Source organism: Streptomyces sp. ML-6 (assembly GCF_030116705.1).
In the GTDB taxonomy this organism is placed as follows: domain Bacteria; phylum Actinomycetota; class Actinomycetes; order Streptomycetales; family Streptomycetaceae; genus Streptomyces.
Genome location: NZ_JAOTIK010000001.1, coordinates 901,276 through 926,770, shown reverse-complemented (window position 1 = coordinate 926,770; position 25,495 = coordinate 901,276). Strand labels below are relative to the sequence as shown.

The following is a 25,495-nucleotide window of genomic DNA, read 5'->3' as shown; positions in this document are numbered from 1 at the left end:
AGAAGTCCTTGATCCGGGCTCACCTGGAGCCCGGAAAGCGTCGGGACACTGCAGACGGCCACCAGCGCCGGGGAAGGCCATGCCTGCTCAGAGTGGTTGCGGTGCAAGGGTGGCACTCCGGGCCGGGCGGAAGCGCACGCTCACTGGAAGCACCGACGTGAGAGGCGTTCTTGGTGTCGGCATGTTCGGGAGCGCAGGTTTCAACTCCTGTGCAAACGGCTCCTTTTCGCTCCATGATCATGTCGTCAGTGGCGTGTGCGGCGGCGCTCGAATGGCTCGACGACGTCCTTCCCGGGGAGCCGGTGGTGCTCACCACCCGGACCGCCAACGCCGGCTCGATGCGTCTCGCGGCGAAGCTGGGGTTCACCGAGGTGGAACGGTTCTGGGCATGGGGCGCCGAGCAGTGGCTCGGCCTGCGATCCCCGGTCATACCGTCCGCTTGAGCCCGTACCCGAAACGAAGGAGGTGTGTCGGCCATCGGTCCTCGACGGGGTCCGGGGCTCCGGCCCGTGCGCTCGACCAGGCCGCGCTCACGGTGTTCGGGCCAGACCTCCACCCGCGATCGGCGAACGCCCTTTGCTTCAGGGGTCATTGCCGGAGCAGCAACCGTCAAGACCGGCGGACGGGAGTATCGACTCAGCGGGGAAAGACATCCATGTCGACATTGCTGCCACACACGATGGTGGCCACGGGCCGGTCGGCGAAGTCGAGCCGCACCAGCCCGCTCACTGTGGGCTCGGGTCCTGTCCGAGAACATGGTGATCGAGGAAGTTCAGCACCGTCTCGTACATGAGTCGGACATGGTTCGGCGCCGCGATGGTGTGGCCCTCCGTCGGAAAGTGCAGGAGCCTGACCGGCACCCCGAGCCGCTGCAGCTCGCTGTGCAGGCTCAGTGCCTGGTCCATCGGCACGCGGTGGTCCTTGCCGCCGTGCACGATCAGCATCGGTGTCTTCATCCTCGCCGCGTCGAAGTGCGGAGAGTTGGCTTCGTACCGTTCCGGCCGTGTCCGAGGATCACCGAAGATCTTGCGGAAGTAGGCGCGCAGGTCCGTGCCGGCCTGAAACGACTTCAGATTCCACATTCCAGCGGCCGAGACGACTGCTTTGAAGCGGTGGGTGAGGGTGGTGGCCCGGTTGGCGAGGTAGCCGCCGTAGGACCAGCCGGCGATGGCCGTCCGGGTGGCGTCGAGGTCATCGCGTGCCAGCGCGGCGTCCGTCAGCGCGATGACGTCACGGTAGGGCTGACCGCCGTACTGGCCCCGGCCGCGTTCTTGCATCCGTTGCCCGTAACCGGTGGACAGGGCCGGGTCCGGCAGCAACACCGCGTAGCCGCGGGCAGCGAAAGGCCAGGGATTCCACGACCACGTCCAGGCGTTCCAGGATGCCTGTGGTCCACCGTGCGGAATGACGAGCAGGGGTGCCGGCCGCTCGGCCGAGGCGCCTTCGGGCAGGACGAGCCAGCCGCGCAGCGGGAAGCCGTCGTCCGCCGGGGCGTTCACTTCGGTCAAGGCACCGGGAAGCGGGCGGAGGCCGCCGGGGGCACCGAGGAAAACCGGTTGCTGATCGGGTGTGACGGCATCCAGGCGAACCACCCGGGGCGGGCTGTCGATCGCGCTGCGCAGTGCGTAGAGAGTGGTCCCGTCGGGTGTCACGCAGAGCGATGCATAGGCGCCGGAGGCGGTCAGGCGTGTAATCGTGCCGTCCGCGTCGCGGCGGAAGACCGGGCAGTGTCCCCGCTCGTCCCCGGTGAACCACATGGTCGAGTCCTCGGGGACCGGAGAGGGGACCGGTCGTCCCGGCCAGTTGTCGAACTCCGGCAGCAGATCCGTCTCTTCGCAGGAGCTCAGGTCGAACGCGACGAGTGTGATGTGCCATTCGGTGTCGTAGGTCTCCTCACGCTGACGCTGACAGACCAGTGCCGAGCCGTCGGCCGTGAACGCCAGGCGGTAGTACTGATGGCCAGGACGGGAGAAGGCGTGACGTTGCATGCCGGTGGTCGCGTCGGCGACGACCACGGTGTTGGTGGCCGGGGCGCGGTCGGTCGCGGCCCGCGTGAAGGCCACCAGTGCCCCGTTTGGAGAGAGGGCCATGTCGGCAGTGCCTGCCAGGCCCTGACTGCCGGCGATCACCGTGTGTCCGTCGGAACGCAGGACGAACGTATGCGGTTCGTCGGGTACAAGAGCCGTGTCCCCCGCAGGAGCCGCAGTTTCCTTGTACGAGACGGCGTCGACCATGGCTTTCTCGCACTCACGGCGAGCCGCGGCGTATGTCTCGCTGTCCGCTGTGCTGGGCAGAGGGTCAGCGGTGTAAGCGACCGTGTCGGCCTTGGCTGCGGAGGTGAAGGCGGCTATTCCCCCGGGGTGATGGGCGATCTGCCTGGCCTCGCCGCGCTCGGACAGCCCCCACAGCGATGTCCCCTGGCTGTCAGGCCTTTCACCGGCGGGGCCTGCGTGCTCCCGGCCGGAGAGGAACAACAGCGTCCCATCGGCGGCGAAGGCGGGAGCGGAGTCGTCCTCCGAGGAGTCGGCCACGAGGCGGCTCTCCCTCCTGCCGGAGGGGGCGACCTCCCACAACCTCGCAGTGTGCCCGGTGTCCTCCTCGTTGATCGACTGCACCGACACGATCAAGCGCATCCCATCGGGCGCCAGAGCCAGGGCAGTCAGGCGCGGTTGTGCAGCCAACAGGACATGGAACGCAGGGGCGCCATCCGGCTTGTAGATCATGGCGGTCATCCTGCCCGGCGTATCCGATGCGCGACAGAAACTGATGAGCCGACAACTGACGAGCCGAAGGAGCGCCTCCTGGCAGAAAACAGCCATCCGAACCGCTCGGCCAGGCAGTACGGGCCTCATCTCGGCCTCATTCCGACCTCATTCCGGAATGACCAGTCAGGCCTTGTACAGGAAGGGGGCGAAGTCGGCCCGGGCGACTTCGCCAGCGGGTGTCCGTTCTCATCGAACCCAGTCGTCCCGAGCCCGTTGACCAGGGCGGACCGGCATCGTGAAGGCGCCGCCCATGCGGGCGTCCCGTCCGTCACGACCGGTTGGCCTGCGGCGACTGGGGTCGATGAGACAGATCGCGGTCGACTCGGTTCGCCGGGGCGGGACACGGGCGGGCGCGGTCGGAAGGGATTGTCATGCGACTGGTTCCGATATATCGTCGAAGCATCGCGACAGATCAAAGATAGGAGGAGTGTCAGTGATGCGTTCACATGGACACGAGCATGAGTACGGGCATGGGCGCGGTGGTCCCCACCGTGGATTCAGCGACTTCGAGGGGCACCGGGCGGCCTTCGGGCAGTTCGGGCCGCCGTTCGGTGGCGGGCCCTTCGGGGGTGGCCCCTTCGGTGGCGGGCACGGCCGGGGCGGTGGCAGGGGAAGGGCGCGGCGCGGTGATGTGCGCGCGTCGATCCTGGCGCTGCTGAAGGACCGCCCGATGCACGGGTACGAGATGATCCAGGAGATCGGCGAGCGCAGCGGCGGGGCCTGGAAGCCCAGCCCCGGCTCGGTCTACCCGACCCTCCAGCTGCTGGAGGACGAGGGGCTCATCGTCAGCGAGAGCGAGGGCGGCAAGAAGCTGTTCACGCTCACCGATGCCGGCCGTACCGAGGCCGAGTCGGGGGGTGAGGCGCCCTGGGAGGAAGCCGGGCGCGGCGTCGATTGGGAGAGCCTCAACGAGATCCGGCAGGCCGGCTTCGGTCTGATGGAGGCGTTCGGTCAGGTCTGGAAGACCGGCTCCGCCGATCAGCGCCAGAAGGCGCTCACGGTCATCAACGACGCGCGCAAGAAGCTCTATCTGATCCTTGCCGACGAGCAGTGAGCCCGTGGGTACGGTGTCGGGGCCTCGCGGCCGGGCCGCGAGGCCCTTCTCCGTCGGCGGACGGGTGGTGCCTGTGGGTGGTCCTGGCGCCCTCAGGTGACGAGGCCGTCCAGCCTGCGCAGCGACTCGACGAGCGCGGCCGTCGCCGAGTCCTTGAGCTTGCCCGCCATCAGGGACACCGCGGCGCCGGTGAACTCGCCGTCTATCCGGACCGTGGTCGCGTCCCCGTCAGGGATCAGGGAGTAGCGCATGGCGAGCGTGACCCCCATCGGCCCCTTGCCCCGGGTGGCCAGCAGGCGTGCGGTCTCCAGCTCCGCCACCGTCCACGTCACCTCGGCGGGGAAGCCCATGAGCTTCATGTTTTCCTCGTAGGTGGCCGAGAGTTCGAGCGTCTCGGGGCCGCCCTTGGGGAAACTGGTGTGGGTGGCGTTCCACCGGTCGTACGCGGTGAAGTCCGTCAGTTGGGCCCACACCTTCTCGGCCGGTGCTCCGATGCGCGCTTCCGCACTGACTTCGGCCATGCGACCACCCCTTCTCGGCGGGTAACGGTGTCGCGGAAAGTAGTCGCAGTGGCGTGAACATTCAATACTGATGAACTGTCAGATCGGTTCATTCAGTTTCCTCGGCCCCGCCCGCCAGATCAGAGCGGCGTCGAACCGGTCGCAGGCGCGCGGGTGCGGGCCGTCGTCGTGGCAGTGGAACGCGGCCCAGAAGAGGTCGGCGCGCAGCGCGTCCTCGGGCGCGTGGACCCGGTACACGTACTCCCGCCCGTCGAGAGCGGGCAGGGCGACCAACCAGGACACGTCCGTGGTCTCCCTTCCGGCTGTCGCATGGGGTGGGGGCTGTGGGGGGCGTACGGGAAGCCGGCCGCGGTTGCCCGGGGAGCGCATGGCAAGACGGCGCGCGCCGTTTTTCCCGATCGGATCCAGAAATGGCGAGATCTCATCCGCAAGGAGGAGAAACCGCTCTGGTGTACCCAACTTGCGTGGGATGCCTGGATGAGCCCCTCCGGCGATGTTCCGGTGCCGTGGAACTGATGGGGTGGGAGGCGTGCAGAACCGGACATCGCGGATCCCTCAGCAGCCTGCCCTCGGTCATGCCGGGCTCGACGCCGGCCTCACCGCGGAGCTGGCTGTCGTGGTGACGGGCGCCCGCAGGCGTGCGCTTCGCGACGGTGACCGACAGATCGACACGGCTCATCTGCTGCACTCTCTCATCGAATCGGACCCCGAGGTGCGGTCGGCCTTCGAAGGGGGGCCGCAACTGGCCAAAGTGCTCGGCTACCTCGTCCAGCGCAGCATCGGGTACGGGCTCCGCTGGCAGGGGTCGGTGGAGGATTCCGGTGCCGTTCCGGTCGTCCCGGACCCGGAATCCCTCGGGTGGGACGTCGCGGCGGAGGGCTGGTCGCCCTCGGCCGCCTCGGCGATGGCCGAGGCGCGGGAACGGGCGGAGCTGCGCGGTGACGCACGGCCCGGAGGGCTCGATCTGCTCGCGGCGCTCGCCGCGGACCGCGAGTGCCGGGCCGTCGAGGTGCTGGAACGGGCCGGGGTCGACGCGGAACGGCTCGCCGCCCGGATTCCGGGGGTCGTCGGCCGGGAGGCGTGGGAGGCCGACGGCTGACCGGGGTCGACCGGGTCGGTCATGGGCGGCCGGGCGCGCCGTGGGGGACCGTGCGTGCCGTGGATGACCGGGCGTGCCGGGGCCGGGCGGTGGGGATTCGGGTGGTCGGGGAATCGGGTGGGGCGGAATTGCTCATTCCCTGGGGAGTGTGAGTCAGGGGTCACAGGGGTGACGCTCCTGACCTCAGCTGTCATGATGTGCCGATGCACGCGTCTCAGGGGAGAAACGCCGGCCTGGGAATCGCCCTGGCCTCGGCCTTCGCATTCGGTGGTTCAGGGGTGGCGGCCAAGCCGCTGATCGAGGCCGGACTCGATCCGCTCCATGTGGTGTGGCTGCGCGTGGCGGGTGCCGCCGTCCTCATGCTGCCCGTGGCCTGGCGCCACCGGGCCCTGGTGCGCAGCCGGCCGGTCCTGCTGCTGGGGTTCGGGCTGCTCGCCGTCGCGGGCGTACAGGCCTGCTACTTCGCTGCGATCTCCCGCATCCCCGTCGGCGTCGCCCTTCTCGTCGAGTACCTGGCGCCCGCGCTCGTCCTCGGCTGGGTCCGGTTCGTGCAGCGCAGGCCGGTCACCCGGCGGGCCGCAGTTGGTGTGGTCCTCGCCGTCGGAGGGCTCGCCTGCGTGGTCGAGGTCTGGTCGGGGCTGAGCTTCGACGCCGTCGGGCTGCTGCTCGCGCTCGGTGCCGCCTGCTGCCAGGTCGGCTACTTCGTCCTGTCGGACCAGGGCAGCGGGGACGGGGCGGACGGCGTCGAACCGCCGCACCCGGTCGGCGTCATCGCGTACGGGCTGCTGATCGGTGCGATCGTCCTCACGCTGGTCGCGCGGCCCTGGGGCATGGACTGGACGGTCCTGGGCGGTGACGCGGGCATGAACGGCACGGAGGTCCCCGCCTGGCTGCTGCTCGTCTGGATCGTGCTGCTGGCGACCGTGATCGCCTATGTCACCGGCGTGATCTCGGTGCGGCTGCTCTCGCCGGCCGTGGCGGGGGTGGTCGCCTGTCTGGAGGCGGTCATCGCCACCGTGCTCGCCTGGGTGATGCTCGGCGAGCACCTGTCCGCACCCCAGCTCATCGGGGGCGCCACGGTCCTGATCGGTGCCTTCATCGCCCAGTCGGCAACCCCGAAGGCCCCTTCGGGGCCCGTCGCCTCGGGGCCGGGCGGGACGGGCCCCGGGGGAGCGGACGGCGGCCGGGGCGCCGCCGGGGGAGAGCTGTCGGCCGGTCGGGCCACGAGGTAGGGCCGGCTCGTCGCCCGGTCAGAGCGCCGTGATGTAGTCCGGGACGCCGATCGCGGGGTCGAGGTCGTCCGACGGGAGCGGCGCCCCGTAGCCGCGGGCGAGCGGAACGACCCCCGCCCAGTGGGGGAGCGCCAGGTCGCGGGCCTCGTCGTTGGGGCCGCCGGTGCGGATCTTGGCGGACACCTCCCGGAGGTCCAGCCGGATCACCGCCGTCGCCGCCAGTTCCTTCTCGTCGGCGGGCCGCGAGTCCGCCGACCGGCCCGGCACCACGTGGTCGACGATCGCGTCGAGAGCGGTCCGCCGCTCCTGCGGGTCGGTCACGGTGCGGGCGATGCCGTGCACCACCACGGAGTGATAGTTGATCGAGTGGTGGAAGGCGGAACGGGCCAGCACCAGGCCGTCCACCTGCGTCACCGTCAGGCAGACGGGCAGGCCGGGGTCGGTGCGGCCCGCCTCGCGCAGCGGACGGGAGCCGGTCGAGCCGTGCACGTAGAGCCGCTCGCCGATCCGGCCGTAAAGGGTCGGCAGGACGACCGGCGCCCCGTCGCGGACGAAACCCAGATGGCAGACGTACGCCTCGTCGAGTATCGAGTGGACCAGCTCCCGGTCGTATGCCGCGCGCTCCCGGGAACGGGTCGGGACGGTCCGCCCGGTCGGCGGGTATCCGGCCGCGTCCGGGGTCGTGGCCTGCGGGGAAGGGGTGTCCGGCATTGCATACTCCATTGCACTAGTGCATAATCTTGTTTGTGCTAGGAGAGTATCGGATTGTCGGGCGGCGCGCATCGGAGATTGCCGCCAGCGTGGAGCGCGGGGTCGGGTCGGGCGAGCTCGCGCCGGGCCAGGTGCTGCCGCCGATGCGGGAGTTGGCGGAGAGACTGGGGGTGAACGCGAACACGGTGGCCGCCGCGTACCGCACGCTTCGCGAGCGCGGGGTGATCGAGACGGCCGGGCGCCGGGGCAGCAGGGTGCGACCACGCCCTGCCAGCACGGCGCGCGGGTCGCTCCGGGTCGAGGCGCCTCCCGGGGTGCGGGATCTGGGCGAGGGGAACCCCGACCCGGCCCTGCTGCCCGCACTGGGGGACGCCTTCGCGGCGGTCGCGCAGGAGTACGCCCGGCGGCCCGGCCTGTACGGGCAGGCCCCGGTGGACCCGGAGTTCGCCGCGCTCGCCCGCGCCGCGCTGGACGCCGACGGTGTGCCGGCCGGATCCGTGGTCGCGGCCTCCGGCTCGCTGGACGCGATCGAGCGGGTCCTGGTCGCGCACCTCAGACCCGGTGACGCGGTGGCCGTCGAGGACCCGGGCTGGGGCAGCATGCTGGACCTCGTGCCCGCGCTGGGGCTGCGCCCCGTACCCGTCGCGCTCGACGAAGAGGGGCCGCTGCCCGACGCCGTCGAACAGGCGCTGAAGGCGGGGGCCCGTGCTCTCGTGGTCACCGGCCGGGCCCAGAACCCGACCGGTGCGGCGATCGGCGCCGGGCGGGCCTTCGAGCTGCGGGGCGTCCTCGCCGGACACCGCGGGGTCCTCCTGATCGAGGACGACCACGGACACGGCATCGTCGATCTGCCGCTGCACCCGCTGTCGGGGGCCACGGACCGCTGGGCGTTCGTGCGGTCCGTGGCCAAGGCGTATGGCCCGGACCTGCGGGTCGCCGTGCTGACCGGCGACCCGGTGACCGTCGACCGGGTCGCGGGACGGCAGCGGCTGGGGCCCGGCTGGGTCAGCAGACTGCTGCAACGGGCCGTGGTGCACCTGTGGACGTCGGAGGCCGTGGACCCCGGCAGGGCGGCGCGGGCGTACGGCGTGCGACGGGACGCCCTCATCCGGGCGTTGGAGGAGCGGGGGGTGGAGGCCCACGGACGCAGCGGGATGAACGTGTGGGTGCCGGTCAGCGACGAGACGGGCGCCGTGGCGAGACTGCTGCACTCCGGCTGGGCCGTCGCGCCCGGGGCGCGGTTCCGGATAGCCGCGCCCCAGGGGATCAGGCTCACCGTCTCGCCGCTCGCCATGGCCGACATCGAGCCGCTGGCCGACGCGGTGGCGGCAGCGGCGGGCCCGGCGAAACCGCTGAACTACGGATGACGCCGGATGCCGGGGAGGGTCCCGAGGCCCTTGAAGCCCTTGAGGTCCTCGAAGCCTTCGGGGGCTCCGAAGCCTTCGGAGCCCCCGGGTGTCGTCACCGGCTGCGTGCCCTGCTCTGGGTGAGGGCGGCGCCCGCCAGCACGACGAGGGCGCCGACCGGGGTGTTCCAGCTCAGCCGTTCTCCGAGCAGGGCGACCCCGGCCGCGGTGGCGATGACCGGAATGAAGTAGGTGACCATCTGCGCGGTCGTCGGCCCGACCTCCTCCACCAGGCCGTACTGCAACAGCACCGCGAGGCCCGTGCCGAGTGCCCCGAGGGCGAACACCGCCAGGGTCGGCAGAAGCGGAAAGCCGTCGGGGGCCGAGGTGAACAGCGGGGTCACCACGGCGAGCTGCACCGTGCCGAGGAAGAGCTGGCTCCCGGTCAGCGCGAGCGTCGACGAACCGCTTCCCGCCAGCGTCCTGCGGACGTAGATCCAGCCGACCGGGTAGCTCAGCGAGGCCAGCAGGGCCATGGCCGTACCGCCGAAGTCCAGCCCGGAGAAGCCCTGCCAGGCACCGAGCACGGTCAGCACCCCGAGGAAGCCGAGCCCGAGACCGGCGACGCGGCGACGGGTCGGGCGGTCCTCGGAGAGCGCCACGAGCGACAGCGCCATGCCCCACAGCGGGGACGTCGCGTTGCAGATGCCCGCCAGTGTCGACGGGATGCTCAGCTCGGCGTAGGCGAAGAGCGAGAACGGCAGCGCGTTCAGGAAGAACGCGGCCACGGTCAGATGGCCCCAGGTGCGCGCGCCGCGCGGCAGCCGTTCGCGCCGTACCGCCATCGCGGCCACCAGGACCGCCGTGCCCGCCACGAGACGGCCGAGGGTGACCTGGAACGGGGCGTACCCCTCGGTGCCGACCTTGATCAGCAGGAAGCTGAAGCCCCAGATGAGCGAGAGCGCCCCGAAACGGATCCGCCAGTCCAGCACCCGGCGGGCGGCGGGGGCCGGATACGCGGCCGAGGAGACTGTTCCCGGCGCGGTGCTCGTCGGCGGGAGGGGGGCTGGGACGGGGACGGGGGACTCGTCGGAAGGCGTGGTCCCCGGTGCGGCGGTGGCGCTCATGGGATCAACGATGAAGGCCACAACCGCGTAGGACAAGCGAGATTTTGTGCTGGTGTCTGCGTAGCATTGCTTACATGTTGAATCTGGAGCGCCTGCGCACCCTGGACGCCTTCGCCCGGCACGGTTCGGTCAGCGGTGCCGCGGAGGGGCTGCACGTGACCACCTCGGCCGTCTCCCAGCAGATGGCCAAGCTGGAGCGGGAGGTGGGGCAGCAACTCCTGGCCAAGAACGGGCGCGGGGTCCGGCTCACCGACGCCGGCCGACTGCTCGCCGACCACGCGGCCCGGATCCTGTCCCAGGTCGAGCTGGCCCAGTCCGACATCGAGGCGCAGCGCGGCGAGGTGGTGGGCGAGATCCTGCTCTCGGCCTTCCCGACGGCGGCGCGCGGGCTCTTCCCCGCAGCGCTCCGCACGTTGCGCGCGGACCATCCCGAACTGCGCGTGCGCACCCGGGAACTGGAGCCCGAGGACGGAATCCGCGCGGTGCTCAGGGGGGACACGGACCTCGCCGTGGTGCTGGACTGGAGCAACAAGCGACTGCCCGTGCCCGGCGGCCTGACCAAGGCCGAACTCCTGGACGACGCACCGGACATCGCGATGCCCGCCGATCACCGGCTCGCGGACCGGACCGAGGTGGACCTGGAGGACTTCGCCGACGACGACTGGGTGTCCTGGCCCGAGGGCGAGTTCTGCTACGACTGGCTGATGTTCACCCTCCGCTCCAAGGGCATCGAGCCGCGCATCGCGCACCTGGCGGGCGAACACCACACCCAACTCGCCCTGATCGCCGCCGGGATGGGCGTCTGCGTGGCACCGAGACTCGGCCGCGGCCCGGTGCCCGAAGGGGTACGGCTCGTGCCGGTGCGGCAGAAGATGCGCAGGCACGTCCACGCCGTGTGGCGCACCGACGCGGACCGGCGCCCGTCGATCAGGGCCGCGGTGGCCGCCCTGCGTGCGGCCGGTCGGGCCCTGGACGTGCCGTGAGCCGCGGAAGGGCCCTGAGCAGCGGATGTGGCCGAGGTGTGGACGTGCTCTGAGCGGCGGATGTGCCTGAGGCGTGGATGTCGGCGCGGCGTGCGTCGAGGGTGGGTTCGCCCCTGTCGCCCGACGCCGACATCGGTACGGACGTCATCCTGCTGATCGGCCTCGAGGTCGGCGTCGACCACACGCTCTTCCACGGGGCGCTGCTGCTGGTGGCCTTCGCGATGACCGTGTACGCCTTCTGCTCCGTGGCGCTCGGCCTGATCGGGGTCGCGCTCAACCTGCTCTTCGCCGCGGCCGCCGACGGTTCCACCGGTCCACCGGCCGTCGCCGGACGGACCGGGCACACCGGCCGGACCGGTGCGCCCGGCGACGGCCGCCTTGTGGTTCAGGCCGTGGGCGGTCCGGGGAGCTTGTGGAAGTCCCAGGAGGTGATTGTCCTCGGTGTCAGCCGCAGCCAGGCGTGACGGCCGTCATGCGGCATGGTGTCCCTCGCGAAGTACTTATCCGCGAACAGCCGTTCCGGCACGTCCAGTTCGGGACACGGCTCGCCGGTGCGGGGCGCCTCGCCCACGGGCACGGCCTCGCCGCGCAGTTCGATGCCGCGCAACCGGGTGTACTCCACCCCGTCGTCCACGACCACCGCGACCCTCGGATCCCCGCACAGCTGGGACCAGCGCAGGCTGCGGGTGATCGAGTACAGCCAGAGGGAGGTGCCGTCCCAGACGAACCAGAGGGCGCCGACGTGCGGACTGCCGTCCGCGGACACGGTGGCGACCCGGCAGGTGCGCTGTCGCGTGAGGTAGGCGTCGCGTTCGGCGTCCGTCATCATGATCCGGCGTCCCCGCCGCTGACCGGTGGTCATGGGTGCCCCTCCCATAGCTGACTAGGTGTCAGAAATCATGGGGCCTCTTCCCCCTTCACGCAATGGCGGATAGCCTCGCGCGCCCCGTCCGCCGCCGAAAGGGGCAGCCGTGCCGTCGACGGAACAACTCGCCGCGCAGCTCGACCCGGCCACCACCGCGCTCATGACGGTCGAATGCCAGGAGGGGGTCGTCGGCCCCCGGAGCGCCCTGCCCGAACTGGCCGACCAGGCCCGGTCCTCCGGCGTCCTCCACCGGGTCGCCCGGCTGGTCGGGGCCGCCCACGGAGCCGGGGTGCAGGTGCTGCACGCGGTGGCCGAACGCCGCCCCGACGGGCGGGGCTCCAACAGCAACGCCCGGCTCTTCCGGGCCGCCGGCCGGCTGCCCGTGCAGCAGCACCCCGGCACCACGGCGGTACGGGTCGCCGCGCCCATCGAGGTGACCCCCGAGGACCTGATCGTGCGCAGGCTGCACGGGCTCTCGCCCATCGCCGGGACGGAGGCGGACGCGCTGCTGCGCAACCTCGGCTGCCGGACCCTCGTCGTCACCGGGGTCTCCGCCAACGTCGCCGTGCCCAACGCCGTGTTCGACGCGGTGAACCTCGGCTACACGGCCGTGGTGCCGTCCGACGCCATCGCGGGGGTGCCGGCCGAGTACACCCCCGCGATGATCCGCAACACGCTCGCCCTCGTCGCCACCGTCACGACCACCGACGACGTGCTCGGGTGCTGGTCGGACCGGCCCCGGTTCAGGACAGGAGCGTGATCGAGCCGTCCGTGACGGCGATCTTCTTGGCGGGCAGCGGTTCGGTGGCGGGCCCGTGGACCACGGCGCCCGACGCGGCGTCGAACCTGCTGCCGTGACAGGAGCAGTTGACGGTGCCGTCCGACACGCTCGACACGGTGCACCCCTGATGGGTGCACTTCGACGAGAACGCCTTGAACTCATCGGCCTTCGGACGGGTCACCACGACGCCCCGGTCGGCGAAGACCTTTCCGCCGTTCTCGGGGATGTCGGCCGTTGTGGCCAGGACGACCCCGCTGTCCGTCCCCCCGTCGGAGGGCTTCACCACGTCCGAGCCGCCCGATTCCTCCCGGCCGCCGCACGCGGCGAGTACGGCGGCCAGCGGTGCGGCCCCGAACGCCATGACGACGGCCCGGCGGCCGGAACCTTCCCCGGGTTCCTGCGATGCGCTCATACCGGCTTCCCCTTTCGCGGTGTCCACGTCTGCGCCGTCCGGCCGTGACGTGCCCGGCCGGGAACCGGTGCGTGCGGGACGGCGGCCATCAAGTCATCGGCAGGTCCGTGCGCCGACATGAGCGGCCGGGGGACCGGCCCTCAGGTGCCCTGGACCGCCCCGGGCACCTGAGGGGAGCGGGCGTGTCGGCGGGATCAGTGCGCAGCCGCGTCGGCGTCCGCGCGGAAGACCGGCCTCCTCTGGCGCAGCCGGGCGAAGAGGAGCGTCTGGTCCAGCTGTTCCTCCTCCTCGTCCTCCTCGTTGCTGAACACCTCGTCCACCAGCAGCTCGCGCAGTTCCTCCTGCACGCCCTCGCCGTACCCCTGCTGGAAGTCGTCCAGGTCGAAGTGGGTGTCCGCCTCCACCGTGGCGATCGTCTCGTGCTCGTCCTCGATGACCAGACGGGCGCGGATCGTCCCCGCCTGGAGCGTCTGGTCGTTGTAGTAGCCGTAGACGACCTCGGCCTCGATGTCGCCGCCGACGGACATCTCGCCGTCGGTGTGCACCCCGAGGGCCGTGACGTCACGGCCGACGGCGACGACGGAGGAGTGGCCGCAGTCGGCCAGACAGCCCTCGACCGTGAGCGAACCGGTGACCACGAACGGGGCCGACACGTCCAAGTGCCCCTTCACCAGCAGGTTCCCGTGGTGGAAGAACGGCTCACGGATCTCCTGGTCGCCCGTCAGCGTGCGGTCCGTACGGGCCTCGTCGCCGAGTGTCCGCGCGCACAGCTCCGGTATCAGCGGCACGTGGTCGGAGTCGATGCCGTCGCACAGCCCGGTGAGGAGGTCCTGGAAGCTGTTGAAGTCCGGCCGGGTGAACTCCGTCAGCCGGCCGCTGTCGTCCGGCACCCCGGCGGCTTGGCGGGCCTCGGACAGCTCGGCGCGCATCTCCTCCGCGACCCGGCGGGCGGCCGTCATGTCGATGGGCAGCGGCCCGCCTTCCACCGCGGGGTACTCGACCCGGACGGGCGCGCCCGCCGCCTCCAGCGCGGCCACGATTTCCGCCCGCGTCCTGCGCTGCTCCTGACTGAGCTGCGGCAGGCGCAGCGCGACCCCCAGCGGGGTCCGGCCGAGACGGTCGACCGCACCGGTGTCGGCGTGCCGCTCCAGCAGCAGTTCCACCAGCCGGGGACGGCCGCAGTCGACCGCGGCGTGCAGCGGTGTCCTGCCGCGGTCGTCGACCGCTTCGAGAGGGGCACCGTGGTCGAGCAGGAACGCGAGGACCGGGGGCACCGCACAGCTGTGGTGGGCGAACGAGCCCCCGGTGGCGAGGGAGCAGCGCCCGTCGAGGCGGGCCCCGGCCCCGACAAGGAGTTCCAGCACCTCCACCGAACGGTCCACCACGGCCTTCGGATCGGAGTCGTTGGCGGAAACCGCCCACCCGGCGGCCGTCACCCCGTGCCCGTCGACCGCGTGCACGTCAGCGCCGCACTCCAGCAGCGCCCGGACGACCTCCGGGGACGGCAGCGGTCCGTTGCCTTCGTACGGAGCCCTCACCGCCCGGTGGAGAGGGGTGGCTCCTTCCTCGTCACGTGCCGACGGGTCCGCGCCGTCGGCTGTCAGCGCACGCACCTCGGCGGCCCGCCGCACGGGGTCGGCGTCGGGAGCGGGGGTGACGGCGGCAAAGAGTGCTCTGTTGGTCAAGTCGCTCATGGGGCAGGACTTTAGGAGTTGCCTCTGACACCCGGCCCCGGGCCGTGACTGCGGTCGGGCCGGACGGGGTGGTGCGGGCCCGCCGGGCGGGCAACAAAAGGCGCAACGGACAAAGCACCGCCCACCACCGCCATCGAGAAGACCGGAGAAAACGCCGGCCGCCCGGTACGTCCCCTCCCCAAGCCGGAACGCCTTGGGTGTCCTCGGCGGAGCGGAGGCGTTGTCCGGGGTGAAACCGACCGCCGACCAAAGGGGAGCCCACAAGCATGAACAACCGGCCCGACAGTCCGCTGGGACAGTTCAGCGTTCTTCCGGAACTCCTCCACCGGCTCCGCTCGGAGCACGGTCCTTCACCGCAGCCGACGTCCCCCTGCTGACTGCCTGCGACGACGGAGCCCCCGACCCAGTCGGTCGCCGAGCAGTTGAATGCCCGCCTCACGCATCGGGGTAGATCGACCAGGGCGCAAGGCGGCAGACAGCTGGATCCACGACCGTCACCACCTCAAGGAGTACTCCATGTCCGCGACAGATTTACCGAGCTCGTCCGGGACGAACCGGCCCGGACTGAAACGGGTGATGGGTCCGAGGTTGTTGTTGCTGTTCATCGTGGGCGACATCCTCGGGACCGGAATCTACGCGTTGACCGGACAGGTCGCGGGAGAGGTCGGGGGCGCGGCATGGCTGCCGTTCGTCGTGGCGTTCGCTGTAGCGCTGATCACCGCGTTCTCCTACCTGGAGCTGGTCACCAAGTACCCCCGGGCCGCCGGTGCCGCCCTCTACGTGCACAAGGCCTTCGGCAAGCACTTCCTGACCTTTCTGGTGTGCTTCGCCGTGATGTGCTCCGGCATCACCTCGGCTTCGGCGGCCTCGCGGGCCTTTGCGGCCAACCTGGTCACCGGCTTCGGGCTCGACGCGGGCGACGGCCTCATCCTGCTGATCGCCCTCGGCTTCATGGGCCTGGTGCTGATCGTCAACCTGCGGGGTGTCAGCGAGAGCCTCAAGGCCAACGTACTGCTGACGGCCGTGGAGCTGGCGGGCCTCCTCCTCGTCGTCCTGATCAGCGGCTACTTCATCGCGGGTGGGAACGCGGACTTCTCCCGTGTCGTCGCCTTCGAGACCGCGTCCGACAAGAACGTGTTCCTGGCGGTGAGTACGGCGACGTCACTGGCCTTTTTCGCCATGATCGGTTTCGAGGACTCGGTCAACATGGCGGAGGAGACGAAGGACCCGGCGCGCAACTTCCCCCGCATGATGTTCACCGGGCTGGGCATCACCGGACTGATCTACGTTCTGATCTCCGTCTGCGCCGTTGCCGTGGTTCCCGTCGGCCGACTCGCCTCCAGCGAGACCCCGTTGGCCACGGTGGTGCAGACAGCCGCGCCCGACTTCCCCATCTCCGACATGCTGCCCTTCATCTCCATGTTCGCCGTGGCCAACTCCGCGCTGATCAACATGCTGATGGCCAGCCGTCTGCTGTACGGCATGGCCGAGCAAGGAGTGCTTCCGCCCTTCCTCTCCCGGGTGCATGCCACACGACGCACCCCGCAGGCCGCGATCCTGTTCACCACCGTCATCGCCTTCGGCCTCATCACCTTCGTCTCACTGAACCCCGACAGCCCGGTCGTGGCGCTGCTGGGCGGGACGACATCGCTGCTGCTGCTCATGGTCTTCGCCGGAGTCCACGTGGCAGTCCTCGTACTGCGCCGGGACCGGGTCGAGGCACCGCACTTCCGGGCCGGCCGACTGATGCCCGTGGTGGGGGCGGTCGCCTGCGTCCACCTGGTCCTGCCCTGGTCCTCCGGACGCCCTGCCGACCAGTACCGCATCGCCGGGGTTCTGCTGCTGATCGGTGTGGTCCTGTGGGCGGTCACATGGTTCACCCGCCGCGACGCCTCCGTCCCCGAGGCCGGCCGGCCCGACGAGACCGCACCGCACTGAACCCGAGGGCCCCGACCACACCCCACTGCGGCCCGTCGCGGACGGGCCGCAGTGGGGCGGTGAGACTACGCGGCACCGCCGCCCGCCCCGTGATCGCCACAGGCGAGGCGGATCAGCGTTCCAGGTCATTGCCGACCATGGTTGACCTCGTCGATTCGGCCCCTACGACGTCGACCGGCTCGACTGGGTGCTCGTCGCCTTGAGCTGGTACAGCTCGGGCACGGAGGCCTTGAACGGCTCCTGGGTGGTCCGGGCGATCACGACGACCGCGGGCTCGTTCGGGTCGGGGTTCTCCTCCCGGTGCGGAACGAACGGGGGGACGAGGAAGAAGTCGCCCGGTCCGGCGGCGAGCCGTACCTCCTGTGTGCCGTCGTGGTAGACGAACACGGGGTGGCCGCTGACCACGTAGATGCCGGCCTCCGAATCGCCGTGATGGTGGTTGTCCGTCGAGCTCAGCGGCGGGTTCTCCACCAGGCCCATCCAGAGCTTCTTCGAGCCGACCTTTCCTCCGCTGATGGCGGCGTAACCGTCCAGTTCGCCGGATGCCACGTGGTGGACGCGGTTGTTGACCGGCGCACGGTCACCGGAGTCCGGTGCGGGCACGGCGCCTTCATGGGTAGCCATTGTGAAGCCTTTCGGATTCGTTTTGCCTTGACCCGGATCAGGCTGCAACTCCCTTACTGAAGCGGTCAATTGCTCTTGCCGTTCCAGCAACGTGCATTCTTCCGGCACCTGGGAATCCGCTCGGACTTCCCTGCGCCGTCTGCGGGACAGGGCGAGCTCTTCGTATGGTTCTCCAGCCAGGGGCGTCGGGTGTGGCTTGCAACCTTCTGCCGCTTGTGGCTTCCATCGATCGGCCGCCCATGAGGAATTGCGATTCATCGCTCCGTGGGGATGGGACAGCACGGGCATCCTGGTCGCGGACAGCGAGGCCGACCGCTCGTACTGCGGCAGGCCGTCGGCCGCAACGGAGTCTGCGGCTTTCTCGTGATGCGGCTGTCCGCGCTGGTCGGGTGCGGAACCCGGGCACTGATCGACGCGGTGCTGGGACCATGGGAGCCGACTGAGGAGTCCCGGTGCACAGTGCTGAGCCGGGTGCCGAACCCGGTGATGATGCTGCCGGCTGACCGGGGCGGCTCACCCCGCGTTCAATCACAGGTCAGTGGCTGTGCCGGGCGATCGTGCGCAGGAATGCGATGGTCTCCACCTCACGGTTGGTGGCTTCGTCCGGGGACGTCCCGTACCGGCGGTTGGCGGAGAGCTTCACGGTGGTGGTCCGGCTGACCGGATCGACGTAGACGAACTGGTTGTAGACGCCGATCGCGCTGAACTCACCACGGTCTCCCGCCGGGAGCCACCACTGGTAGCCGTAGCCGAGGTTGACATGGTTGCGGCCGATCAGAGGACGGCCGGGGCGGAGATGCGGGGCGGTCGCGGTGATGGAGTCGCGCACCCACTGTGCGGGCACGATCTGCCGGCCCTGCCACACACCCCCGTTGCGGTACAGTTCCCCGAGTCTGGCGAAGTCATGGGCGGTCAGGTTGAGCCCTCCGAAGGCGAGTTCCCTTCCGGCCGGGTCCAGCAGCCAGTATCCCGCCGACGTCATGCCGAGCGGCTCGCACAGTTTCTCGCTCATGTAGTCGGCGACCGGGCGACCGGTGGCCCGGCCCACCAGGGCGCCGAGCACCTGCGTCTCGCCGGAGTTGTAGCGGCAGACGGTGCCGGGCTCGTTCTCGCGCACCATGCGGGCGACGAAGTCGTCGAGCGTGCCACCGATGCCCATGGTCGCGGCGGTGAGCTGGAAGATGTCGGAGGCCGGGTCGTTGTAGTCCTCGTTCCACCGGGCGCCGGAGGACATCTGGAGCACGTCCCTGATGGACACACCGTCGTACGCGGAACCGGGCTGCAACGGCACGTAGGAGCTGATGGGCTCGGCGATGCTCGTGATGTGCCCCTCGTCGACCGCTATGCCGACGAGCGCGGAGACGAAGCTCTTGGCGACCGACATGGACAGCCACTGAACGTCCGGGCCGCCGGTCAGGAAGTAGCTCTCGTGTCTGATGGCCCCGTCGACGAGAACGAGCAGTGCGGACGTGTCGGTGTCGGCCAGGAACTTTTCGGTCGGCCGTGCGGTGCCGTCGTACTCGTAGGTCTCGGGCAGGGGGGTCGTCTCACCGCGTGGCCAGAAGTGAGGGTGTGCGGAGGGGGCCATCTCCCGGGTGGCGAGGAGGTCCTTCATCCGGCAGAAATGCTCGTGCTGCGGTGCGCCGGTGAAGAGGCCGAGGTCGGCCATGGTCATGCGCTTCTGATCAGTCATTGTCGTCCTTCGAGTGGAACGAGGGGTCCGGAAGGAGAGGGGGAGCGGGCCGACACCATTGCGGGGGTGTGCTCGTCCTGGGGGCCCGACGGCCCGGCTGCGATGCCGAGAAAGTAACAGTACCACTCGGTTAGGGCAACCGAGTGGTACTGTTAAATTTCAGATCAAGCAGAACGGCGGAAGGCGGCGATGAGTTCTTCCCGCATCGACGGACGCTCCCTCCGGTTCCAGCATCGGCGGCCGGAGCTGCTGGCTGCGGCGACCGAGTACGTCCTTGAACACGGCCTCGGTGGCCTGTCCCTGCGCCCTGTGGCGCAGGCGCTCGGTGTCACCCACGCGACACTGCTACGGCACTTTTCCTCGAAGGACGAGCTGCTCCTGGCCGTCGCGGAGAAGGTCCGCGCGGATCTGGCCGCATGGCTGGTGTCGGACGTGGAACTGCGTGAGGCGCGCTCGACGGCCGAACTCGTGAGGGCGGTATGGCGTCGGCTGTGCGAACCGCGGGAGCAGCGCCAGTTCCTCCTGCTTTTCGAATTCGTCGGCCATCACGGGGAGGAGTCGGGGGAGGACGAGAAGCTCTCCCGGTCGATCGTCCACGACTGGATCGAGATCATCGCCAACAGGCTTGTCGCGGACGGCTGGACGCCCGAGGACGCCTCCGCTCTGTCCACTCTTGTCCTCGCGCAGGTGCGGGGCCTGCAGCTCGATCTCCTCGTCTCCGGGGACCGTGCGCGAGCGGACCGCGCCATCGACTTCGCCGTCCGCCTCCTTGACCGCTCCATGCGGGCCGACGGCACGGACGATCACGGGTAGACGGCCATGCTCCGGCGTGCACACGCCCCTGTGTGCGCCAGGTGCTGATCTGCTCCGATGTGGGACGCCGGCCCACCGATTCCGGCCGTGGCCACCTCGGTGAAGGTGGCACCCGCGCCGTGAACAGCGCCACGTACGGCAGGCTGGGGATGGGTGAAGGGTGGACGGCACCCCGCACCCGGGTGCCGCGGGGCGCGCCGGTCGGCCCGGCGAGGCGGTCGCAGTGGGCCGCGCAGGTGTGCAGGTGCGCCTTGAGCCGGTGGGCGAAAGTGTCCTCATCCGGGGTGGAGCTGAGCGGGCCGGCGCCGTGAACGGGGCGTATGGTCGCCGTGCGGACCATCAAGTACAGTAATCCATGGATTTATGGAGGATGGGCTGATGGGGAACACCAAGAGCTTTACCAAGGCCAGGCTGTATGACGTGTTCGCGGCCAGTGGCAAGGCGCTGGCCAACGGAAAGCGTCTGGAGCTGCTGGAGCTGCTCGCCCAGGGTGAGCGCACTGTGGACGCGCTCGCGAAGACGGCCGGGCTGAACCTGACCACCGCGTCGGCGCATCTGCAGACGCTCAAGCAGGCTGGGTTCGTCGCGACCCGGCGTGAAGGCGTGCGCATTCACTACCGGCTCGCCGGTGACGATGTCGCCCAGCTGTTCGTCCTGCTGCGCAAGGTCGCCGAACGCCACCAAGCTGCAGTGCCCGCCGCGCGCGACGCCTACCTCGGCCAGGACACGACGGGTGCGATGAGCCATGAGGAGCTTCGCGCCCGCGTTGCCGCAGGAGACGTCGTCGTGCTCGATGTACGGCCGACAGAGGAATACCTCTCCGAACACATCCCCGGCGCGCTCTCCATCCCCGCCCAGGAACTGGCCGACCGCATCGACGAACTGCCCAAGGACACCGAGATCGTCGTCTACTGCCGCGGCGAATACTGCGTCCTGGCCTACGACGCCGTACGGCTGCTGACCGACCGCGGCCACCGCGCGATCCGCCTGAACGACGGCATGCTGGAGTGGCGCCTGTCCGAGCTGCCCGCCGACGCGGCGGAGCTGACGTGAGCGTCCCCGGCCGCACGCTCCCACCGCACCCCGGACTCCCGGACGGGACCGGGTACCTGGATCGCAACGCCACCACCCCCGGCGACCTGCGGATGACCGAGGCGATGTGGCCGCACCTGACGGACTTCTTCGACAACCCCACCAGCAACCACCTTTGCAGCGCCGAACCCGGGCGGGCATGCGCCGAGGCTCGCGTCCGGGACTCGGGCCTGATCGGTGAGCGAGACCGTCTTCCCTCCTTCCGGCTCCGCGGGCGACCTGCTCGCGTTCGGTGGCGCGGTCCTCGCATCCGGCCACCGGCAACGCCCGCGCGTGATCACCCGGGCCATCGAGCACGCGGCCGGCTGGAGCCGGTTCGTCCACGGCGGCAGGAACGGGGCCTGCGTGCGGGCACGGAGAACGTCACCCCGGCTGTCAGGCCATCGCACTCCACACCGTCTCCCTCCTCGCCCGCGCTCTCCCCGTCCGTACGCGGAATGACACCGTCGCGGCCGTAGCCGTCCGCCTCCCCGCACACCCACACGGCCCTCATCAACTGTCCAGGACCGGCCACTGGCAAGCCGAAGCGGATCATGGGCACGGGGAGATGCACGGCGGCGGCATGCCCAGGGCCGTACCGGACACAGAAGCCGAACTGACCGCCGTGGTGGGGGACCGGTCGTGTCTGTTCGCCATCGCACCCAGCAGCGGCGGAGTCGAGTCCCTGGCCGCCCAGCCCGACACCCCGCCCACCACGGCCAGGGCCCGGCCGAGCAAACCGAGCGGGGCATCCCCAACAACATGGTCCGCTTGTCCATCGGCCTCGAAGGCGCCAACGACCTGATCGCCGACCTCGCACGGGCCCTCGACGTCCGCTGACACAACCCGCGATCCGCCCCGCAGCGCTGTTCATCCGGCGCCGGGTCGGTACACGACGGCCCCGCACTCCGCCGAGACCACCGCGCTTGCCAGGGCCTTTCGCTGCTTCCACATCGTTCACCACCGCTCCGGAAAGAGACATGACCAGCACCGCGCCCACCAGCACAATGGCCCCCATACCCGACCCCGCCCAGGCCCAGCCCCGGATTCTGCGCGTTCTGGTCGCCTCCCAGATCCTCTCTGGCGCAGGTCTGGCCGCCGGCGTCACCGTCGGCGCCTTGCTCGCCCAGGACATGCTCGGCTCCACCAGCCTTGCCGGACTCCCCAGCGCCCTGTTCACCGCCGGATCCGCGCTCGCCGCCGTCGCCGTCGGCCGCATGTCCCAGGCCCGCGGTCGCCGCCCCGGCCTCGCGACCGGCTACCTCGCCGGAGCCATCGGCTCGGCCGGCGTCATCATCGCCGCCGTCCTCGACAACCCGGTACTGCTGTTCATCGCTCTCTTCGTCTACGGCGCCGGCACCGCCACCAACCTCCAGGCCCGCTACGCCGGAGCCGACCTCGCCGCCCCTGGCCACCGGGCCCGGGCCGTCTCCGCCGTCCTGGTCGCCACCACCCTCGGTGGCGTCGCCGGCCCCACCCTCACCGCCCCCCTCGGGAACCTCGCCGAAACCCTCGGCATGCCGAACCTCGCAGGCCCCTTCATCCTCGCCGGAACCGCCTACGCCCTGGCCGCCCTCGTCCTCGTCCTCTGGCTGCGACCCGACCCGCTGCTCCTGGCCCGCACTCTCACCGAGGCGAAGGACACCGAAGCAGACGTCGCCGAGACCACCGCCGAGGCCGCGCACACGCGGGAAGGGCGCGGAGGCGTGGTCCTCGGCGCGCTCGTCACCGTCCTCACCCAGCTCGTCATGGTCGCGATCATGACAATGACCCCTGTCCACATGCACGACCATGGCCACAGCACCACCGCCTCCGGGCTCGTCATCGCCATTCACATCGGCGCCATGTACCTGCCCTCACCGCTCACCGGCTGGCTCGTCGACCGCTACGGCCCCATGAAGGTCGCCGCCGCCTCCGGTCTCACCCTGCTTGCCGCCGGCATCCTCGCCGCCGCCGCGCCCGGCGACTCCGTCGTCCTCCTCGCCCTCGCCCTGGCCCTGCTGGGACTGGGCTGGAACTTCGGTCTCGTGTCCGGCACCGCGATCATCACCGACACCGTCCCGCTCGCCACCCGTGCCAAGACCCAAGGACTGGTCGACGTCTCCATCGCCATTGCCGGCGCCACCGGCGGCATGGCCTCCGGCATCATGGTCGCCGCCACCAGCTACCCCGCCCTCGCCCTCACCGGCGGCCTGCTCTCCCTCGCCCTGCTGCCTGCCGTCGCCGCCACCGCCTACCGACGATGACCACCACGAACCACGACGTCCAGGCGCCCGACATCACCGTCGACGGCACCGGTACGCCACGCGTCGCAATCCTGCGCCGCCCAGGGGCGTGCACGCGCAGTGGGGGACGGCCCCGGGTACCTGCCTGATCTTGCTGCTGACGAACCTGGGTGGCGGCGCGAAAGGCGAAAAGAACGACTTGGCGAGGGCGTGGTCGTAGCGCGAGCCGACCCGGCCCATGCCGGGGTGGATGCCGTGCCGGCGGCAGACGTCGGTGAAGGCGGCCACGCTGTGCCGTGCGGGACGCACCGGGCACCCGGCAGATCCGCTTGACGCCCGAGTCGGAGGGTCTGCCTGGTGGTCCGGCCGCGGCGTCGGATTACGTGACGGTTTCGCCGGGCCCGGGTGATCTGCTGTCCAGGCAGCAGCGGACGAAGTCCTGGACGATGGGGTTGGTGTCGTCGATGGGTGCCCAGGCGATGCCGACCTGGCTGGGGCTGACTCCGCTGACGGGCCGGTAGGTGATGCCGGGGCGGGCGTAGAAACGGGCGGAGGATTCGGGGGTGAGGGCGATGCCGTAGCCATTGGCGATCGCGCTGAGCCAGTCGTCGGGTTGGTCGGTGACGGCGCCGATGCGGACCGGGTGGCCCTCACGTTCGTCGGCGGCCAGCCAGTACTCCCGCCACCAGCCCGTTTCCGGTGGGGCTGCCACAAACGGCTCCTCCCACAGATCCCGGAAGGGGATCCGGTCACGCGTGGCGAACGGGTGGGTCGTGGGGAGTGCGACCCAGCGCGGCTCGGTGAACAGCACCTTCACCCGCAGACTGTTCTGGCCCGGGAAGGGCAGCCGCAGCAGCGCGGCGTCGACATCACCGTCGGCGAGTCCGGCGGTCGGGTTCGACCACGCGGCTTGTCGCATGTCGACCCTCCAGCCCGGCCGACGGCGGGCGAACATCGCGACGATCTGCTGGGTGGTTTCGTTGGCGGCGCTGGCCACGAAGCCGACCCGCAGCACACGGGCTGCCCGGTCGGCCGCGCTCTTCGTCTCCCGCAGCGCCCGGTCCCAGTCGGCCAGCAGCGCGGGTACCCGCGCCACCAGGGCCCGGCCCGGTTCGGTGAGGGCCATGCCGGCCCGGGACCGGGTGAACAACAGCACGCCGAGCTGGGACTCCAGTTGCTTGATCTGTTTGGTCAACGCCGGTTGGGAAACAAACATTCGTTCTGCTGCTCGGGTGAGGCTTCCTTCCTCCGCCACGGTGGCGAAGTAGCGCAACAGCCGGGTGTCGACATCCATGCCATCAGGTTATAGATGCAGGTATTGGACGCAAGCCCAGGGCTCGCCGAGAGTGAATACAACAGACGAGCAGCAGCTCGCCAAGCCAAGGACGAGAGAGACGTCATGCCTGTTCTGATGATTCGCCACGAGGTGGCCGATGAAGGTGTGGCGGAGGTTGTCGACGCGATCGGGGCGGCCTTCGCGGCGGTGGAGGCGCACCGGCCGGAAGGCATCCGGTATGCGTACCTGCGTCAAGCCGGCACTGCCGAATTCGTTGCCCTGCTGGACCTCGACGAGGGGATCGAGAATCCCCTCCCCGGCCTTGAGGCGGCTCGCGAGCTGCAAGCGACCGTGGCCAAGTGGGCTGTGGGGACAGGTGCAGTACCACAGCGATTTGACGTCCTCGGTTCCTACCGCATTCTCCCCTGAACGGTTCACACCATGCATATCGCCTACATAGTCGTCACCGTCATCACGGTCGCGGCCAATGCCGGGATCGCCATCGCGGACTTCGCAAAGGCCAAGTTCGTCCTTGCCAACTCGGCTGAAGTGAATCTGCCGCAGACCTGGCTCCCGATGCTCGCCACGATGAAAGCCGCTGGGGCTGTCGGGCTCGCTGTCGGACTCCTGGGCGTTCGGGTCATCGGCGTCGCCGCCGCCATCGGCCTGGTGCTGTTCTTCGTCGGCGCCATGGCAGCCCACGTCCGGGCCCGCGTGTTCCGCAACATTGCCTTTCCCGGTGCCTACCTGGCGATGGCCATCGCTTCTCTCGGACTCGCCATCACTCAGTGATGCGGTTCCTTGTGGTCGGCGGGTACGGTCTTGCCGCCGTCCGCCGGGGCGGTCCGGCTTTCGTGAAGACCTCCGGGCGGGCGTTCAGCCCAGACGGCAGTGGGATGGGCATCCATATTCCGTTCCCGGAAATATCCTGACGTTCCATCATCATGCGGAATAATCAGTTTCGTTCGCCATTTCCGGCCGATATGATCGGCAGTGGCGGGCGCAGTCCGAAGAGAGTGGCAGTGGCCGACGCTGCCCTCCACGGAAGGGCAGTGCCCCGCCCGGCAAGCACTTCCCTGACGCTCCGTCCAGCACGGGGGCTCGCGGCGTTGGCCGAAACCTCTGGTGGCTCCACTGCAAGGGCTTCCGGCCGCCTTCCGGTCGCACGTACCGGCCGGCCCGAGTGCTGGTCGATGCAGCCGGGCGCGTCAACGGCGCACTGGTCGAGACCGACGTGATTGCGTCCGTCCCGTCCTCTTCCCTGTG

The 25,495-nt window shown here is 70.2% G+C and carries 25 protein-coding genes and 1 pseudogene; 15 read left to right on the top strand and 11 right to left on the bottom strand.

Features of this window, described 5'->3' with window-relative positions; translation table 11 throughout:
- Positions 1–251 precede the first annotated feature (251 nt).
- A pseudogene (locus OCT49_RS04055) lies at positions 252–443 on the top strand (GNAT family N-acetyltransferase); the annotation flags it as partial.
- A 282-nt stretch (positions 444–725) separates the two neighbouring features.
- On the opposite strand, the gene OCT49_RS04050 reads toward OCT49_RS04055, so the two are convergent.
- Positions 726–2,732, bottom strand: coding sequence for an alpha/beta hydrolase family protein (locus tag OCT49_RS04050; RefSeq protein ID WP_283850529.1), 2,007 nt, complete (start codon positions 2,730–2,732; stop codon positions 726–728).
- Positions 2,733–3,201: 469 nt separating this feature from the next.
- Here OCT49_RS04050 and OCT49_RS04045 point away from each other — a divergent pair, with 469 nt between their 5' ends.
- Positions 3,202–3,819 (top strand): PadR family transcriptional regulator, encoded by a 618-nt coding sequence (locus OCT49_RS04045; protein ID WP_283850528.1) that lies wholly within the window; start codon positions 3,202–3,204, stop codon positions 3,817–3,819.
- 92 nt (positions 3,820–3,911) lie between these two features.
- On the opposite strand, the gene OCT49_RS04040 is transcribed toward OCT49_RS04045, so the two are convergent.
- Complete coding sequence (locus OCT49_RS04040) at positions 3,912–4,340, bottom strand: type II toxin-antitoxin system Rv0910 family toxin (protein WP_283850527.1); 429 nt, start codon at positions 4,338–4,340, stop codon at positions 3,912–3,914.
- A 78-nt stretch (positions 4,341–4,418) separates the two neighbouring features.
- Entirely contained in the window at positions 4,419–4,622 is a 204-nt protein-coding gene (locus OCT49_RS04035) for a hypothetical protein (RefSeq protein WP_283850526.1), read from the bottom strand.
- Between the two features lie 247 nt (positions 4,623–4,869).
- Here OCT49_RS04035 and OCT49_RS04030 point away from each other — a divergent pair, with 247 nt between their 5' ends.
- Complete coding sequence (locus tag OCT49_RS04030) at positions 4,870–5,439, top strand: Clp protease N-terminal domain-containing protein (RefSeq protein WP_283850525.1); 570 nt, start codon at positions 4,870–4,872, stop codon at positions 5,437–5,439.
- Positions 5,440–5,642: 203 nt separating this feature from the next.
- Entirely contained in the window at positions 5,643–6,671 is a 1,029-nt protein-coding gene (locus OCT49_RS04025; RefSeq protein WP_283850524.1) for an EamA family transporter, read from the top strand.
- Between the two features lie 18 nt (positions 6,672–6,689).
- On the opposite strand, the gene OCT49_RS04020 is transcribed toward OCT49_RS04025, so the two are convergent.
- Positions 6,690–7,382 carry a pyridoxamine 5'-phosphate oxidase family protein gene (locus OCT49_RS04020; protein WP_283850523.1) on the bottom strand — a complete coding sequence of 231 codons (693 nt, stop codon included), beginning with the start codon at positions 7,380–7,382 and terminating at the stop codon, positions 6,690–6,692.
- 35 nt (positions 7,383–7,417) lie between these two features.
- On the opposite strand from OCT49_RS04020, the gene OCT49_RS04015 reads away from it, so the two are divergent.
- On the top strand, positions 7,418–8,749 hold the full coding sequence (locus OCT49_RS04015) for an aminotransferase class I/II-fold pyridoxal phosphate-dependent enzyme (protein ID WP_283850522.1): 1,332 nt from the start codon (positions 7,418–7,420) through the stop codon (positions 8,747–8,749).
- Positions 8,750–8,843: 94 nt separating this feature from the next.
- Here the strand turns inward: OCT49_RS04015 and OCT49_RS04010 are convergent, their stop codons facing one another.
- Entirely contained in the window at positions 8,844–9,854 is a 1,011-nt protein-coding gene (locus OCT49_RS04010; RefSeq protein ID WP_502963334.1) for a DMT family transporter, read from the bottom strand.
- A 74-nt stretch (positions 9,855–9,928) separates the two neighbouring features.
- Between OCT49_RS04010 and OCT49_RS04005 the strand changes: the two genes are divergently transcribed.
- Complete coding sequence (locus OCT49_RS04005) at positions 9,929–10,837, top strand: LysR family transcriptional regulator (RefSeq protein ID WP_283850520.1); 909 nt, start codon at positions 9,929–9,931, stop codon at positions 10,835–10,837.
- A 77-nt stretch (positions 10,838–10,914) separates the two neighbouring features.
- Positions 10,915–11,301: a hypothetical protein gene (locus OCT49_RS04000; protein WP_283856033.1), complete on the top strand. Its 387-nt coding sequence runs from the start codon at positions 10,915–10,917 to the stop codon at positions 11,299–11,301.
- Here OCT49_RS04000 and OCT49_RS03995 read toward each other — a convergent pair.
- Positions 11,223–11,699: a pyridoxamine 5'-phosphate oxidase family protein gene (locus OCT49_RS03995; protein WP_283850519.1), complete on the bottom strand. Its 477-nt coding sequence runs from the start codon at positions 11,697–11,699 to the stop codon at positions 11,223–11,225. The genes OCT49_RS04000 and OCT49_RS03995 overlap by 79 nt on opposite strands.
- A gap of 109 nt (positions 11,700–11,808) precedes the next feature.
- Between OCT49_RS03995 and OCT49_RS03990 the strand changes: the two genes are divergently transcribed.
- Positions 11,809–12,462 carry a cysteine hydrolase family protein gene (locus tag OCT49_RS03990; RefSeq protein WP_283850518.1) on the top strand — a complete coding sequence of 218 codons (654 nt, stop codon included), beginning with the start codon at positions 11,809–11,811 and terminating at the stop codon, positions 12,460–12,462.
- Here OCT49_RS03990 and OCT49_RS03985 read toward each other — a convergent pair.
- Positions 12,446–12,895, bottom strand: coding sequence for a Rieske (2Fe-2S) protein (locus OCT49_RS03985; RefSeq protein WP_283850517.1), 450 nt, complete (start codon positions 12,893–12,895; stop codon positions 12,446–12,448). The genes OCT49_RS03990 and OCT49_RS03985 overlap by 17 nt on opposite strands.
- Before the next feature lie 194 nt (positions 12,896–13,089).
- Positions 13,090–14,589 carry an ankyrin repeat domain-containing protein gene (locus tag OCT49_RS03980; RefSeq protein WP_283850516.1) on the bottom strand — a complete coding sequence of 500 codons (1,500 nt, stop codon included), beginning with the start codon at positions 14,587–14,589 and terminating at the stop codon, positions 13,090–13,092.
- 516 nt (positions 14,590–15,105) lie between these two features.
- Between OCT49_RS03980 and OCT49_RS03975 the strand changes: the two genes are divergently transcribed.
- Positions 15,106–16,527 (top strand): APC family permease, encoded by a 1,422-nt coding sequence (locus OCT49_RS03975; RefSeq protein ID WP_283850515.1) that lies wholly within the window; start codon positions 15,106–15,108, stop codon positions 16,525–16,527.
- Between the two features lie 162 nt (positions 16,528–16,689).
- Here the strand turns inward: OCT49_RS03975 and OCT49_RS03970 are convergent, their stop codons facing one another.
- Complete coding sequence (locus OCT49_RS03970; RefSeq protein WP_283850514.1) at positions 16,690–17,151, bottom strand: cupin domain-containing protein; 462 nt, start codon at positions 17,149–17,151, stop codon at positions 16,690–16,692.
- A gap of 535 nt (positions 17,152–17,686) precedes the next feature.
- Positions 17,687–18,844, bottom strand: coding sequence for a serine hydrolase domain-containing protein (locus tag OCT49_RS03965; protein ID WP_283850513.1), 1,158 nt, complete (start codon positions 18,842–18,844; stop codon positions 17,687–17,689).
- Positions 18,845–19,033: 189 nt separating this feature from the next.
- Between OCT49_RS03965 and OCT49_RS03960 the strand changes: the two genes are divergently transcribed.
- The 4 genes from OCT49_RS03960 to OCT49_RS03945 all read left to right on the top strand — a co-directional run bounded on the left by OCT49_RS03960 (position 19,034) and on the right by OCT49_RS03945 (position 22,974).
- Entirely contained in the window at positions 19,034–19,657 is a 624-nt protein-coding gene (locus tag OCT49_RS03960; RefSeq protein WP_283850512.1) for a TetR/AcrR family transcriptional regulator, read from the top strand.
- A gap of 378 nt (positions 19,658–20,035) precedes the next feature.
- The gene (locus OCT49_RS03955) at positions 20,036–20,710 is read left to right on the top strand and encodes an ArsR/SmtB family transcription factor (RefSeq protein WP_283850511.1); all 675 of its coding nucleotides are present in this window, start codon (positions 20,036–20,038) and stop codon (positions 20,708–20,710) included.
- A gap of 660 nt (positions 20,711–21,370) precedes the next feature.
- Entirely contained in the window at positions 21,371–21,568 is a 198-nt protein-coding gene (locus OCT49_RS03950; RefSeq protein ID WP_283850510.1) for a PLP-dependent transferase, read from the top strand.
- 140 nt (positions 21,569–21,708) lie between these two features.
- Positions 21,709–22,974, top strand: coding sequence for an MFS transporter (locus tag OCT49_RS03945; RefSeq protein WP_283850509.1), 1,266 nt, complete (start codon positions 21,709–21,711; stop codon positions 22,972–22,974).
- Between the two features lie 358 nt (positions 22,975–23,332).
- Here the strand turns inward: OCT49_RS03945 and OCT49_RS03940 are convergent, their stop codons facing one another.
- On the bottom strand, positions 23,333–24,247 hold the full coding sequence (locus tag OCT49_RS03940; RefSeq protein ID WP_283850508.1) for a LysR family transcriptional regulator: 915 nt from the start codon (positions 24,245–24,247) through the stop codon (positions 23,333–23,335).
- Positions 24,248–24,352: 105 nt separating this feature from the next.
- Here OCT49_RS03940 and OCT49_RS03935 point away from each other — a divergent pair, with 105 nt between their 5' ends.
- On the top strand, positions 24,353–24,658 hold the full coding sequence (locus OCT49_RS03935; RefSeq protein ID WP_283850507.1) for a hypothetical protein: 306 nt from the start codon (positions 24,353–24,355) through the stop codon (positions 24,656–24,658).
- 12 nt (positions 24,659–24,670) lie between these two features.
- A complete protein-coding gene (locus OCT49_RS03930) occupies positions 24,671–25,021 on the top strand; it encodes a DoxX family protein (RefSeq protein WP_283850506.1) in 351 nt (116 codons plus the stop codon).
- Positions 25,022–25,495 lie beyond the last annotated feature (474 nt).

What these genes read in the sequence shown, in the direction of transcription:
- OCT49_RS04050 (WP_283850529.1), bottom strand. Translation starts at nt 2,732, where the DNA reads ATGACCGCCATGATCTACAAGCCGGATGGCGCCCCTGCGTTCCATGTC.
- OCT49_RS04045 (WP_283850528.1), top strand. Translation starts at nt 3,202, where the DNA reads ATGCGTTCACATGGACACGAGCATGAGTACGGGCATGGGCGCGGTGGT.
- OCT49_RS04040 (WP_283850527.1), bottom strand. Translation starts at nt 4,340, where the DNA reads ATGGCCGAAGTCAGTGCGGAAGCGCGCATCGGAGCACCGGCCGAGAAG.
- OCT49_RS04025 (WP_283850524.1), top strand. Translation starts at nt 5,643, where the DNA reads ATGCACGCGTCTCAGGGGAGAAACGCCGGCCTGGGAATCGCCCTGGCC.
- OCT49_RS04020 (WP_283850523.1), bottom strand. Translation starts at nt 7,382, where the DNA reads ATGCCGGACACCCCTTCCCCGCAGGCCACGACCCCGGACGCGGCCGGA.
- OCT49_RS04010 (WP_502963334.1), bottom strand. Translation starts at nt 9,854, where the DNA reads ATGAGCGCCACCGCCGCACCGGGGACCACGCCTTCCGACGAGTCCCCC.
- OCT49_RS04005 (WP_283850520.1), top strand. Translation starts at nt 9,929, where the DNA reads ATGTTGAATCTGGAGCGCCTGCGCACCCTGGACGCCTTCGCCCGGCAC.
- OCT49_RS04000 (WP_283856033.1), top strand. Translation starts at nt 10,915, where the DNA reads ATGTCGGCGCGGCGTGCGTCGAGGGTGGGTTCGCCCCTGTCGCCCGAC.
- OCT49_RS03995 (WP_283850519.1), bottom strand. Translation starts at nt 11,699, where the DNA reads ATGACCACCGGTCAGCGGCGGGGACGCCGGATCATGATGACGGACGCC.
- OCT49_RS03985 (WP_283850517.1), bottom strand. Translation starts at nt 12,895, where the DNA reads ATGAGCGCATCGCAGGAACCCGGGGAAGGTTCCGGCCGCCGGGCCGTC.
- OCT49_RS03980 (WP_283850516.1), bottom strand. Translation starts at nt 14,589, where the DNA reads ATGAGCGACTTGACCAACAGAGCACTCTTTGCCGCCGTCACCCCCGCT.
- OCT49_RS03975 (WP_283850515.1), top strand. Translation starts at nt 15,106, where the DNA reads ATGTCCGCGACAGATTTACCGAGCTCGTCCGGGACGAACCGGCCCGGA.
- OCT49_RS03970 (WP_283850514.1), bottom strand. Translation starts at nt 17,151, where the DNA reads ATGGCTACCCATGAAGGCGCCGTGCCCGCACCGGACTCCGGTGACCGT.
- OCT49_RS03965 (WP_283850513.1), bottom strand. Translation starts at nt 18,844, where the DNA reads ATGACTGATCAGAAGCGCATGACCATGGCCGACCTCGGCCTCTTCACC.
- OCT49_RS03960 (WP_283850512.1), top strand. Translation starts at nt 19,034, where the DNA reads ATGAGTTCTTCCCGCATCGACGGACGCTCCCTCCGGTTCCAGCATCGG.
- OCT49_RS03955 (WP_283850511.1), top strand. Translation starts at nt 20,036, where the DNA reads ATGGGGAACACCAAGAGCTTTACCAAGGCCAGGCTGTATGACGTGTTC.
- OCT49_RS03945 (WP_283850509.1), top strand. Translation starts at nt 21,709, where the DNA reads ATGACCAGCACCGCGCCCACCAGCACAATGGCCCCCATACCCGACCCC.
- OCT49_RS03940 (WP_283850508.1), bottom strand. Translation starts at nt 24,247, where the DNA reads ATGGATGTCGACACCCGGCTGTTGCGCTACTTCGCCACCGTGGCGGAG.
- OCT49_RS03935 (WP_283850507.1), top strand. Translation starts at nt 24,353, where the DNA reads ATGCCTGTTCTGATGATTCGCCACGAGGTGGCCGATGAAGGTGTGGCG.
- OCT49_RS03930 (WP_283850506.1), top strand. Translation starts at nt 24,671, where the DNA reads ATGCATATCGCCTACATAGTCGTCACCGTCATCACGGTCGCGGCCAAT.